This window comes from Micromonospora sp. NPDC007230, assembly GCF_042869115.1.
In the GTDB taxonomy this organism is placed as follows: domain Bacteria; phylum Actinomycetota; class Actinomycetes; order Mycobacteriales; family Micromonosporaceae; genus Micromonospora.
The window spans coordinates 55,964-68,337 of sequence record NZ_JBIAFE010000005.1; the positions used below are offsets into that span (position 1 = coordinate 55,964).

10 protein-coding genes are annotated in these 12,374 nt (G+C 72.4%); 3 read left to right on the forward strand and 7 right to left on the reverse strand.

Annotated features, from left to right (window positions below; genetic code table 11):
• Window positions 1-16 precede the first annotated feature (16 nt).
• Entirely contained in the window at window positions 17-1,453 is a 1,437-nt protein-coding gene (locus ACFYML_RS09050; RefSeq protein WP_357435820.1) for a glycine hydroxymethyltransferase, read from the forward strand.
• Window positions 1,454-1,576: 123 nt separating this feature from the next.
• Here the strand turns inward: ACFYML_RS09050 and ACFYML_RS09055 are convergent, their stop codons facing one another.
• The 5 genes from ACFYML_RS09055 to ACFYML_RS09075 form a co-directional block, all read right to left on the reverse strand.
• On the reverse strand, window positions 1,577-1,828 hold the full coding sequence (locus tag ACFYML_RS09055) for a hypothetical protein (protein WP_387420062.1): 252 nt from the start codon (window positions 1,826-1,828) through the stop codon (window positions 1,577-1,579).
• Between the two features lie 69 nt (window positions 1,829-1,897).
• Complete coding sequence (locus tag ACFYML_RS09060) at window positions 1,898-2,872, reverse strand: carbohydrate kinase (RefSeq protein WP_387420063.1); 975 nt, start codon at window positions 2,870-2,872, stop codon at window positions 1,898-1,900.
• Between the two features lie 9 nt (window positions 2,873-2,881).
• The gene (locus ACFYML_RS09065) at window positions 2,882-3,721 is read right to left on the reverse strand and encodes an ATP-binding cassette domain-containing protein (RefSeq protein WP_387420064.1); all 840 of its coding nucleotides are present in this window, start codon (window positions 3,719-3,721) and stop codon (window positions 2,882-2,884) included.
• Window positions 3,718-4,746, reverse strand: a complete 1,029-nt coding sequence (locus ACFYML_RS09070) for an ABC transporter permease (protein ID WP_387420065.1) — start codon at window positions 4,744-4,746, stop codon at window positions 3,718-3,720. Before ACFYML_RS09070 ends, ACFYML_RS09065 begins: the two co-directional genes overlap by 4 nt.
• A gap of 97 nt (window positions 4,747-4,843) precedes the next feature.
• Window positions 4,844-5,923 (reverse strand): substrate-binding domain-containing protein, encoded by a 1,080-nt coding sequence (locus tag ACFYML_RS09075; protein WP_387420066.1) that lies wholly within the window; start codon window positions 5,921-5,923, stop codon window positions 4,844-4,846.
• A 238-nt stretch (window positions 5,924-6,161) separates the two neighbouring features.
• Here ACFYML_RS09075 and ACFYML_RS09080 point away from each other — a divergent pair, with 238 nt between their 5' ends.
• The gene (locus tag ACFYML_RS09080) at window positions 6,162-8,708 is read left to right on the forward strand and encodes a GH32 C-terminal domain-containing protein (RefSeq protein WP_387420067.1); all 2,547 of its coding nucleotides are present in this window, start codon (window positions 6,162-6,164) and stop codon (window positions 8,706-8,708) included.
• Between the two features lie 91 nt (window positions 8,709-8,799).
• Entirely contained in the window at window positions 8,800-9,849 is a 1,050-nt protein-coding gene (locus ACFYML_RS09085) for a LacI family DNA-binding transcriptional regulator (protein WP_387420068.1), read from the forward strand.
• On the opposite strand, the gene ACFYML_RS09090 is transcribed toward ACFYML_RS09085, so the two are convergent.
• Window positions 9,827-11,161, reverse strand: a complete 1,335-nt coding sequence (locus tag ACFYML_RS09090) for a PLP-dependent aminotransferase family protein (RefSeq protein ID WP_387420069.1) — start codon at window positions 11,159-11,161, stop codon at window positions 9,827-9,829. The two genes, ACFYML_RS09085 and ACFYML_RS09090, sit on opposite strands and share 23 nt — an antisense overlap.
• A 1-nt stretch (window position 11,162) precedes the next feature.
• Complete coding sequence (locus ACFYML_RS09095) at window positions 11,163-12,227, reverse strand: alpha-hydroxy acid oxidase (RefSeq protein ID WP_387420311.1); 1,065 nt, start codon at window positions 12,225-12,227, stop codon at window positions 11,163-11,165.
• Window positions 12,228-12,374: the final 147 nt, after the last annotated feature.

The following is a 12,374-nucleotide window of genomic DNA, read 5'->3' on the forward strand; positions in this document are numbered from 1 at the left end:
GTCATCAGGAGGTCGCATGTCGCTGAACGCCGAATCCACCGCCTTCCGCAGCGCGCTGGAGGTGATCCGCGCCGTCGAGCCGCGGGTGGCGGACGCCATCGGGGCGGAGCTGGCCGACCAGCGCGAATCGCTCAAGCTCATCGCCAGCGAGAACTACGCCTCCCCCGCCACCCTGCTGGCGATGGGCAACTGGTTCAGCGACAAGTACGCCGAGGGCACCGTCGGCCGCCGCTTCTACGCGGGCTGCCAGAACGTGGACACCGTCGAGGCGCTCGCCGCCGAGCACGCCCGGGAGCTGTTCGGCGCGGCCCACGCGTACGTGCAGCCGCACTCCGGCATCGACGCCAACCTGGTCGCCTTCTGGGCGATCCTGGCCGACCGGGTGGAGTCCCCGGCCCTGAAGAAGGCCCAGGTACGCCAGGTCAACGAGCTGACCGAGGCGGACTGGTTCGCGCTGCGCCGGGAGCTGGGCAACCAGCGGATGCTCGGCATGTCGCTGGACGCCGGCGGGCACCTGACCCACGGCTTCCGGCCGAACATCTCGGGCAAGATGTTCGACCAGCGCAGCTACGGCACCGACCCGGCCACCGGGCTGGTCGACTACGACAAGGTCGCCGAGGCGGCGCGGGAGTTCAAGCCGCTGATCCTGGTCGCCGGCTACTCGGCGTACCCCCGGAAGGTCAACTTCCGGATCATGCGGGAGATCGCCGACGAGGTCGGCGCCACCTTCATGGTCGACATGGCGCACTTCGCCGGCCTGGTCGCGGGCAAGGTCTTCACCGGCGACTTCGACCCGGTGCCGCACGCGCACATCGTCACCACCACCACCCACAAGTCGCTGCGCGGCCCGCGCGGCGGGATGGTGCTCTGCGGCCCGGAGTTGGCCGACCAGGTCGACCGCGGCTGCCCGATGGTGCTCGGCGGCCCGCTGCCGCACGTGATGGCCGCCAAGGCGGTCGCGCTGGCCGAGGCCCGCCGCCCCGAGTTCGCCGACTACGCGCAGCGCATCGTCGCCAACGCCCAGGCGCTCGCCGAGGGGCTGCTGCGCCGGGGCGCGAAGCTGGTCACCGGCGGCACCGACAACCACCTGGTGCTGATCGACGTCTCCGGGTACGGCCTCACCGGCCGGCAGGCCGAGCAGGCGCTGCTGGACTCGGGCATCGTCACCAACCGCAACGCCGTGCCGCAGGACCCGAACGGCGCCTGGTACACCTCGGGCATCCGGATCGGCACCCCGGCGCTGACCACCCGGGGCCTCGGCACCGCCGAGATGGACGCCACCGCCGAGCTGATCCACACCGTGCTCACCCAGACCACCCCGGGTGCGAACCCGGACGGCACCCCGTCCAAGGCGAAGTACGTGCTCGACGCGGCCCTGGCGGACAAGGTGAGCAAGCAGGCCAGCGAACTGCTCGCCCCCTTCCCCCTCTACCCCGCCATCAACCTCGCCTGACCCGCGCGGGCTGCCCCGCCCCTACCCGGCGTTGATCAAGGAGTTTGCGTCAAGTTCCGCGCTTGCGGTGGCGCAAACTCCTTGATCAACCGGGTTGTCCGAGCAGGTGGGCAGGGCAGCTGGTCAGCGGAGGGGGCGCTTGAGGTGGTAGCGGTGCACCTCGGTGCTGCCCTGGACGTTGTTCACGTCCTCGGCGGCGGAGACCAGCTCCCAGCCTTCCCGGCCGACCCGGTTGAGGTGCGCGATGGCGGTGTCGCCGTACGCCGTCACGTCGGAGCGCGACCCGTCCGGGGCGTACCAGACGAACGTGACGTGGAAATTCCGGCCCTGCCCCTGATAGCGGCGGACCAGCAACGCGTACTCCCAGGCAACCATCCGTCCATTATCTACGGTCACTTCCGGCGCCGGCCGCACGGGGGGTGGCGGAACGGCGACGCTGCGATGTCACGCCGGGGCGGGCAGCGAGGCCAGCGCGGCCCGGGTGGGCGGGTCGGCCCCCCGCCGCCCGCAGGTCCAGGCGGCCACCCGGACGGCGTCGGTGAGCAGAGCGGCGAGCGCCTCCGGGCCGGCGGCCCGCAGCGCGGGACGCCGGGCGGCACCGAGCAGGTCCCGCTCGCTCAGCGCAGCCAGCAGTCCGGCGGTGAACGCGTCACCTGCGCCGACGGTGTCCACCACCGCCACCCGTGGGGCGGCCACCCGCCGAACGCCGCGCCGGGTGACCGCCAGCGCCCCGTCCGCCCCGAGGGTGACCACGACGAGATTCGCACCCAGCTCCAGCCAGCGCCGCGCCACCCGTTCCGGCGGCTGCCCCGGGTGCAGCCAGTCCAGGTCCTCCCGGCTTACCTTGACCAGGTCCGAGACCGCGACGAGTTCCTCGACGCGCCGCCCGGCGTGCACCCCGTCCGGACTGAGGGAGGGGCGGCAGTTCGGGTCGTAGCTGATCATCATGCTCGCCCGCCTGTCCCGGACCAGCGCCAGCACGTCGTCCGCGCCGGGTTCGAGGATGGTGGCGAGCGACCCCGTGTGCAGGCACCTGCTCGCGTCGGCCACCCCGGCGACGGGGCCATTCGGAAGGGACGGCCAGTCGATGGCGAAGTCGTATCGGGCCTGCCCGTCGGCGCCTACCCGGGTTCGGGCCACGCTGGTTCTCGGCAGGTCCTGCACCGACGCCGGGTCGAGCTGTACGCCACTGCTGGTGAAATGGGCGCGGAGCAGCCCTCCGTACGCGTCGTCACCGAACTGGGTGAGCAGGGTGGTGGGCTGGCCGAGGCGGGCGAGCGCGACGGCGACGTTGGCCGGGCTGCCCCCCGGATGGGCCACCGCCTCGCCCGAGGGATCCTCGATCAGATCCACGAGGCTTTCCCCGACAACCGTGATCAACAGTCTTCCTTTCCCGGGGCCGCCTGGGCCCGGTCGCATCGGCGCGGATCAACCCGCCTGCCGGCCCGGAGCGTGCTCGAGCGTGGTCGCGCCGGTCATGATGGCCACGGCCTCGGGCATGGTGTGCGATGCCGGCGTCACCACGCCCGCGCACCGGCCCAGCCGCTGGATGTGGATACGGTCGGCCACCTCGAACACGTGCGGCATGTTGTGGCTGATCAGGATGACCGGCAGACCCCTCGACCGGAGCTCCTCGATCATCCGGAGCACCTGGTTGGACTCCTTGACGCCGAGCGCCGCGGTGGGCTCGTCGAGCACGATCACCTTGCTGCCGAAGGCCGCAGCCCGGGCCACCGAGACCGCCTGGCGCTGGCCGCCGGAGAGGGTCTCGACCGGTTGGGCAACATTCTGCAGCGTGCCGATCCCCAGGTCGGCGAGGGCCTGCTCGGCCTCCCGGCGCATTCCCTTCTGGTCGAGCATCCGGAAGATCGAACCGAGCACGCCGCGTCGGCGCTTCTCCCGCCCCAGGAAGAGGTTGCTCGCGATGTCCAGCGCCGGTGCCACGGCCAGCGTCTGGTAGACCGTCTCGATGCCGGCGTCCCGCGCGTCCTGGGGGCGCTTGAACTGCACGGGCTCCCCCTCCAGGAACAACTCCCCCGCGTCGGGTACGAGCGCCCCCGTCAGGCACTTGATCAGCGTGGACTTCCCGGCCCCGTTGTCCCCGATGACGGCGAGCACCTCGCCCGGGTAGAGATCGAGGTCCACCCCGTCGAGCCCGACGACCTTGCCGAACGTCTTGACCAGCCCCCGGGCGGAGAGCACCGGAGAGCGCTGGCCGCTGTCGGAGGCGCCGGACCGGCCGGCGGGGGCGTGCGTGGTGGTGGTCATGACCTCACCTTCCTGATCCACTGGTCCACGGCCACGGCGAGGATCACCAGCACGCCGACGGCGAGCACGCGGTACTGGTCGTCGACGCCGGCCAGGGAGAGTCCGCTGCGGAAGAACCCGACGATCAGCGCGCCGAGCAGCGTGCCGAGCACCGCGCCACGACCGCCGAAAAGGCTGGTGCCACCGATCACGACGGCGGTGATGCTCTCCAGGTTGGCGTCGGTGATGGCGTTCGGGCTGGCCGCACCCGCGCGTCCGATGAGGATCCAGGCGGTGAGGCCGTAGATGGCACCGGCGACGAGGTAGACGCTCACCAGGACCCGGTCCACCCGGATGCCGGCGAGCCGCGCGGCCTCCTTGTCGTCCCCGACCGCGTAGACGTGCCGCCCCCAGGCGGTCTTGGCCAGGGCGAAGCCGACGGCGAGGTAGAGCAGCAGCACCGCGACCACGCCCACGGTGATCCGGAACCGGCCCACCGGGAAGGACTCACCGGTCCAGCTCAGCAGCGCGGGCAGATCGGTGGCCTGCACGCTACGCCCCTCGGAGTAGAGGAGCCCGACGGCGGTGAAGACGCTGAGCGTGCCGAGGGTGACGATGAAGGGCGGCAGTTTCAGCCGGGTCACCAGCCCGCCGTTGAGCGCGCCGGCCGTGGCGCCGATCAGGACGGCCAGCAGCACGGCGAGGGCCGCCGGCAGTCCCTGCCCCTCGGCCAGCCTGGCCGCCAGCATCATGCTCAGGATGACGATGGCGCCGACCGACAGGTCGATGCCCGCAGTCAGGATGATCAGCGTCTGCCCGACGGCGAGCGCGCCGATCACGGCCACCTGCTGCAGCACGAGCGAGAGCGAGTTGGGTGACGCGAAGCGCGGGTTGAGGGTGGCGAAGACGACGAACGAGATGACCAGCACGAGGAACGGGCTGATCGCGGGGTGCGCGTGCAGCAGGTGCTGGACGCGCTGCAGTGGCGTGTGCCGGCGCAGTGCGAACTGCTGCGCGGCGCTGGTCGGTGGGATCGTGGCGGTCATCGGAGGCTCCCTGCCGGGGTCGGCGGTGGCGGACGGACTGCCCGGCCGAGGGCGCGGGGCGGAGGAAGCCCCGGGCCCTCGACCGTGGCGGGGTGGCTCAGCCCCAGCAGCGCTGGGCACCGTCGGCGCTGGTGATGCTCTCGACCCCGCCGGCGGCCCGGTCGGTGACCAGCGTGACGCCGGTGTCGAAGAAGTCAAGGCCGTCGGTGACCTGCGGCTTCTCGCCCCCGGTCGCGATCTTCTTGATCGCCTGCACACCCAGTTCGGCCATCTTCAGCGGGTACTGCTGTGAGGTGGCGCCGATGACGCCGTCCTTGACCTGCCGTACACCGTCGCAGCCGCCGTCGACCGAGACGACCAGAACGCCCTGCGTCTTCCCGGCCGCCTGGAGCGCCTTGTGCGCACCGACGGCGGCCGGCTCGTTGATGGTGTAGACCACGTTGATCGCGGGGTCCTTGGTCAGGCAGTTCTCCATGGCCGTCCGACCGCCGTCCTCCGCGCCGTTGGTCGGCTCGTTGCACGCGATGGTGTAGGTGCCGCCCGAGTAGTTGCCGGTCTTCGCCTCGTCGCCGTTCTTCTTCCGGTCGGCGGTGTCGATGCCCATGCCGGTCAGGAAACCCTGGTCCCGGTTGTAGTCGACGGAGACGATCTTGTCGTTGAACAGGTCGAGCAGGGCGATCGTGGCCGGCTTGCCGGCGAGCTGCGCCGCGGTCCACCTGCCGATCAGCTCACCGGCCTTGAAGTTGTCGGTGGCAAAGGTGATGTCGACCGTGTTCGCCGGGTCGGGCGGGGTGTCCAGCGCGATCACGTAGAGACCGGCGTCCCGGGCCTTCTTGATCGCGGGGTTGACACCGGGGCCGTTCGGGGTGATCAGGATGCCCTCGTCACCGCGCGCGATCGAGTCCTCGATCGCCTGCACCTGGCCGGCCTCGTCGCCGTCCTCCTTGCCGGCGGCCACGGTCAGCTTCACGCCCTCCGCCTCGGCGGCCTTCTTCGCGCCCTGCTGCATGGTCACGAAGAACGGGTTCGTGGAGTTCTTGGTGATCAGGGCTACCGCGACGCTCTTGTCGCCGCCGGAGCCGCCACCGGAGCTGTCACCGCAGCCGGTGACGACCATGCCGGTCACCGCGACGGCGGCCAGCAGGGCGGCGCGGCGGCGGCCGATGCGCTGGATCATGTGTTCTCCCATCCGGGATCCACGGTGGGGGCCGTGGCGGAGATGACAACGATGTCAGGGCAGTTTCAAGCCAGCGGCGGAGAGATGTCAATGCCTTCGCCGGGGTTTTTCCGTAACCGGCACGCAACTCGTACGCAACTCTTGACATCGATGTCAGACCGGCTGAGGATTCGGCCCACGATCATGCCCGGCACCCGACCCGTTCGGCACGGGCGTCCTCGATGGACGGAGGATGTGAATGAGGATCCGCCGATGGCTGGCCGCCTGCGCGGCCGCGACCCTCGTGCTGGCGGCCCCGGGCACGGCCGCCGCCGGGCCGTCGACCAGGGACGAGCCCTATCGACCCCAGCTGCACTTCAGCCCGGAACGCAACTGGATGAACGACCCCAACGGGCTCGTCTGGTATCAGGGCGAGTGGCACCTCTTCTACCAGTACAACCCCGAGGGCCCGCAGTGGGGAAACATGTCCTGGGGGCACGCGGTCAGCCGCGATCTCGTGCACTGGGAGGAACTGCCGCTGGCCCTCCCGTACTCGGCCGACGAGCACATCTTCTCCGGCTCGATCGTGGTCGACGAGCGGAACACCTCCGGCTTCGGCCGGCCGGGCGCGCCGGCCATGGTCGCCGTCTACACCAGTTGGTACCCGGCCACCGGAGTCCAGGCGCAGTCGTTGGCGTACAGCACGGACCGGGGCCGCACCTGGACCAAGTACGCCGGGAACCCGGTGCTGGACCTCGGCTCGCGGGAGTTCCGCGACCCCAAGGTCTTCTGGGACACCAAATCCGGCCGGTGGACCATGGCGGTGGTCCGCGCCACCGAGCACAAGGTGAGCTTCTACGGCTCCGCCGACCTGCGCTCGTGGACCCACTTGAGCGACTTCGGCCCGGCCAACGCCGTCGGCGGGGTGTGGGAGGTGCCGGACCTGTTCGAACTGCCGGTCGACGGCGATCCGCAGCGCACGAAGTGGGTGCTGATCGTGAACCTCAACCCTGGCGCGGTGGCCGGCGGTTCGGGTGCCCAGTACTTCGTCGGCGACTGGGACGGCACCATGTTCACCGCCGACAACGTCGTGACCGGCGAGGCGGAGCCGCCCCCGGGAACGCTCTTCGCCGACTTCGAGAGCAGCTACAGGGGCTGGACGGTGCAGAACGACCCGGTCCTGGGACCCGGGCCGTTCGACGACGCCCCCTACCCGGGCACGGTTCCCGGACAGCAGCAGGTCAGCGGTTTCCGGGGCGCCGCCCTGGTGAACAGCTTCCTCGGCTTCGACGCGCCCCGAGGCCGGCTGGTCTCCCCGGAGTTCACCCTCGACCGGGACTACGTGAACCTGCTTGTCGGCGGAGGTGCGCACCCGCACCTGCCGGACACGACGACGGACTTCGTGCCGGCCGGCGCCGAGCCCGTGATCGACTTCGAGCTGCCCGACGGCCAGACGTACGAGCAGGCGGGCTGGACGGCCACCGGCGGCCTGAGAGACCGCGCGCCGGTGGTGGGCCCGGCCCGATGGGAGCGCGGCCACGTCGGCGACAAGCTGCTCACCACCTTCTTCGAGGCCGACTCGACGACCGGCACGCTGACCTCGCCCGGCTTCACCATCGACCGGAACCACCTCAGCGTCCTCGTCGGGGCCGGCGGCCACCTGGGCGACGGCACCGGCCGGACGGTGGTCGAGCTGCTGGTGGACGGCCAGGTGGTGCGTACCGCCACCGGCAACTTCTCGGGCTTCATGAACTGGCGCAGCTGGGATGTGACCCAGTTCCGCGGCCGTACCGCCCAGCTGCGGATCGTCGACGAGAACAACGGCGGCTGGGGCCACCTGCTGGTCGACCAGCTCATCGCCACCGACGAGCCCGTGCTGCCCAGGGCGGTGGAGACCGCGGTGAACCTGGTCGTGGACGGCGAGGTGGTCCGCACCGCCACCGGCCGGGACAGCGAGCGCCTCGACTGGGTGGCCTGGGACGTCCGCGACCTCGCCGGGAAGCGCGCCCACCTGGAGATCAACGACTTCAACTCCGGCGGCTGGGGGCACATCCTCGTCGACCACGTGATGTTCGCCGACCGGCCGGCGCAACGCGAGCTGGACCGCTACGACTGGGTCGACCACGGGGCGGACTACTACGCCGCGGTCACGTACAACAACGCCCCGGGCGGGCGACGCGTCGCGGTGGGCTGGCTGAACAACTGGCAGTACGCGGGCAGCATCCCGACCGCGCCCTGGCGCGGCGCGATGGCCCTGCCCCGGGAACTCACCCTGCGCACGATCGACGGAAAGGTCCGCCTGGTCCAGCGGCCGGCCGAGCAGCTCAGCTCGCTGCGGGGCAACGGCGCCACGTTCACGCTGCGGGACAGCACGCTACGGCCGGGGGTGCACGACCTGCCCTCGGCGGCGGACGGCACGGTGCTGGAGATCCAGGCCGAGTTCGAACTCCGGGACGCCGACCGGTTCGGCCTCCAGGTACGCGCCGCCGGCGACGAACGGACGGTGATCGGCTACGACGTGGGGGCGCAGCGCCTCTTCGTCGACCGGACACGCTCCGGCCAGCAGGTCGCCCCTACCTTTCCCGCCGTGCACTCCGGCCCGCTGTCGGTGGACGGGAACCGGGTGCGGATGACGGTCTACGTGGACCGCTCCTCGGTCGAGGTGTTCGGCGGCGTCGGGCAGACCACGCTCACCGACCAGATCTTCCCGGCACCCACCAGCGCCGGGACCAGGCTGTTCGCCGAGGGTGGCGACGTGGTGGTGCGCTCGCTCACCATTCGGCCACTGCGGTCCGTGTGGCGATAACCTGGCAGTCGATCAACGCCGGGTGGGGGCCGCGGACGAATCCCGTGGCTCCCACCCGGCACCGCGACACCCCCTTCCGGTAGGAGCGCCCATGCACGCTGCCGCCTCGGCCCCGCCGGCCGGCGTCAAGGTCCGGCCCACGCTCCGCGACGTCGCGCAACTCGCCGGCGTCAGCCCGAAAACCGTCTCCCGCGTGGTCAACGGCGAGGCGGGTGTCTCCGCCCCGAAGCTGGCCGCGGTGCGGCGGGCCATCGCGCAGCTCGACTACCGGCCGAACTTCACGGCGAGCAGCCTGCGACGGTCCAGCGGCCGCAGCGCCGCCATCGCCGCGGTCCTCGAGGACCTGGCCAACCCGTTCTCCGCCGCCCTGCACCGCGCCTTGGAGGACGCCGCTCGGGAGCGGGGCGTGCTCATCTTCGCCGGCAGCGTCGACGAGAACCCGGAACGAGAGCGGGATCTCATCCACGCCTTCACCATGCGCCAGGCCGACGCGCTGGTGGTCGTCCCGGCCAGCGACGACCAGAGCTACCTCGCCGGGGAGGTCAGCGCCGGCACCCCAGTCGTTTTCGTCGACCGGCCGCCGGTCGGCCTGCCGGTCGACGCCGTCCTCGCCGACAACCACCAGGGCGCCGCGAGCGCCGTCCACCACCTCGTCGCGCACGGGCATCGGGAGATCGCGTACCTCGGTGACCTGCAGACGATCGCCACCGCCCGGCAGCGCTTCCAGGGCTTCCGGGAGGCCCTCGCCGACCACGGCATCCGGCCGGCCGCCACCGTCCACGACCTGCACACCGAGCACGACTCCGCCGGGGCGGTACGCCGGCTGCTGGCCGCCGAGTCACCACCCACCGCGCTGTTCACCTCGCAGAACCTCGTCACCATCGGCGCGATCCGCGCACTGCAACAGCTCGGCCGGCAGCATGCGGTGGCGCTGGTCGGCTTCGACGACTTCCCCCTCGCCGACCTGCTGCAACCGGCGGTCACGGTGATCGCGCAGGACCCGTCCGAGATGGGCCGGGTCGCCGCGTCACTGATCTTCCAGCGGCTGGACGGCGAGCAGTGGCGACCACGCACGCACCTGGTGGCGACCCACCTGATCCCCCGCGGCTCCGGCGAGATCAGCGGACCGCACCGCCACTGACGGCGGTGCTCGCCGAATCCGCCAGCTCGTCGGTGACCAGGGCGGCGAGCCGGTCCAGGCCCAGGTCGATCTGGTCCGGGGTGACCGCGCTGACCGACAGCCGCAGCGCGTTCACCGTCGCCCCGTCGTCGTAGAAGTGGGCCATCGGGGTCCAGAGCACGCCGTACTCGCGGGCCGAGCGGTGCAGCAGCGCATCGTCCACGCCGAAGGGCACCGTCACCACCACGAAGAAGCCGCCGGCCGGCACGTTCCAGCGCACCGGGCCGCCGGCCGGGAAGCGGCGGGCCAACCCGTCGACCATGTGCCGCAGGTTGCGGGCGTACGCGGCCCGCTCCCGCGCGTTCGCCGCGACCAGTGAGCAGTCGTGGGCCAGCAGCGCCCCACCGATCACCGCCTGGGCGATCGGCGAGGTGTTCACGGTGACCATGCTCTTGATCTTGGCGAGCTGGTCGGCGAGCGGCCCGACCGTCCCGTCGGAGCCGGCGACACGCTGGTCGGCGACCACGTACCCGACCCGGGCGCCGGGCAGCACGGTCTTGGCGAACGAGCCGAGGTAGACCACCCGGCGCCGGCTGTCCAGCGCCTTGAGCGTCGGCCGCCGCTCGGTCCCCCCGGCCGGGAAGAGGCCGTACGGGTTGTCCTCGATGAGCAGCAGCTCCTCCTCGACGGCGAGGTCGAGCAGCCGCCGCCGCTGCGCCACGTCCATGCTGACCCCGGACGGGTTGGCGAAGTCGGGCATCACGTAGCAGGCGCGCGGGCGCAGCCCCTCGGCCCGGGCCCGGCGCAGCTGCGCGCGCAGGTCGGCCAGGTCGATCCCGTCCGGGCCGCCGGTGACCGGGCGCACCGGCAGGTCGACCAGGCGAGCCGCACCGGTCAGCCCGACGTATGTGGGGGCGACGGCGAGCAGCACGTCCTCCGGTCCGGCTCGCAGCGCCCGCAGCACCAGGAACATCGCCTCCTGGCAACCGACCGTCACCACGATCGTCTCCGGGTCGACGGTGATCTGCTCGTCGACGGCGAGGTTGCGGGCGATCAGGTGGTGCACGATGCCCTTGGTCCGGCCGTACTGGAGCAGGGTGCGGTCGACCTGGGCGGGGCTCAGCCCGAGGTCGTCGGCGAGGTGCCGGCGGAAGGTGTCCAGGTGCCGGTGCAGCACGGCGGCCTCGAAGAACTCCTCGTAGGGCCGACCGGCGGCGAGCGAGACCGCGTCCGGGTAGTGCTGCGCCACCTCGTTGAGGAAGTTCATCGAATTCAGCGCGGGGTCGTCGACACTGCGGTGCAGGGCCGCGACGGTCAGGTCCACCGGCTCCACGTCAACCTCCGGTCAGGGTACGCAGGTGCCGGGCCGCCGCCGGGTCGGCACAGCCGGTCAGGGTGAGCGCGTCGCGCAGCTCGGCGGCGAGCAGCGCCAGGGCGGCCTCGGCGCCGGCCCGGCCGCCGGCCGCTAGGGCCCAGAGCAGCGGTCGGCCGGCCAGCACGCCGGCCGCGCCGAGGGCGAGGGCGCGCAGCACGTCGGTGCCGCTGCGCACGCCGCTGTCCAGCAGCACGGCGCAGCGGTCCGCCACCGCCGCAACCAGCTCGGGCAACACCGTCGCGGTGGCGGGGGCGCCGTCGAACTGCCGCCCGCCGTGGTTGGAGACCACCACGGCGTCCGCGCCGACCTCCGCGGCGCGGGCCGCGTCGCGCGGGTCCAGGACACCCTTCACCAGCAACGGCAGCCGGGTACGCTCCCGCAGCCAGGCCAGGTCGGCCCAGCTCAGCGCCGGGGCGAAGACCGCGCCGGTGTGCACCGCGACGGCGGACACCCCGGGGTTGCCCTGGTGGGCCAGGTCGTCGCGGCCGCCGGGCAGGTTCGCCGCGGTGACCTGCGGCGGCAGGGCGAAGCCGTTGCGGACGTCGCGCAGCCGCCGGCCGAGCACCGGCACGTCGACGGTGACCATCAGCGCGGCGCAGCCGGCGGCGTGGGCCCGGTCCAGCAGGTCGGCCACCAGACCTCGGTCACGCAGCCAGTAGAGCTGGAACCAGATGCTGCCACCGACCGCGGTGATCTCCTCGATCGGTGTGCTGCCCAGCGTGCTCGCCACGTACGGCACGCCGGCGGTCCGGGCGGCGGCGGCCAGGCCGAGCTCCCCGTCCGGGTGCAGCAGCTTCTGGTACGCCATCGGCGCGACCGCCACCGGCAGGGCGTAGGTGCCGCCGGGCAGCGCCGCCTCGGTGCGCGGCCGGTCCACCCCGGTCAGCACCCGGGGCAGCACCGCCACCCGGTCCAGGGCCGCCCGGTTGGCCGCGAGGGTCGTCTCGGCGCCGCTGCCGCCGGCCACGAAGTCCCACACGTCGCCGGGCAGCACGGCCCGGGCCAGCTCGGCGAAGTCGGCCAGGCTGGCCGGCGGGACGAACCCGGCAGCGGTCGAGGCGCCGGCGGCCGGGGCGACCGGGTCCGAGGCGGGCGGTCCGGTCGGGGCGACCGGGTCCGAGGCGGGCGGTCCCGCCGGAGCGACCGGGTCCGAGGCGGGCGGCCCGGCCGG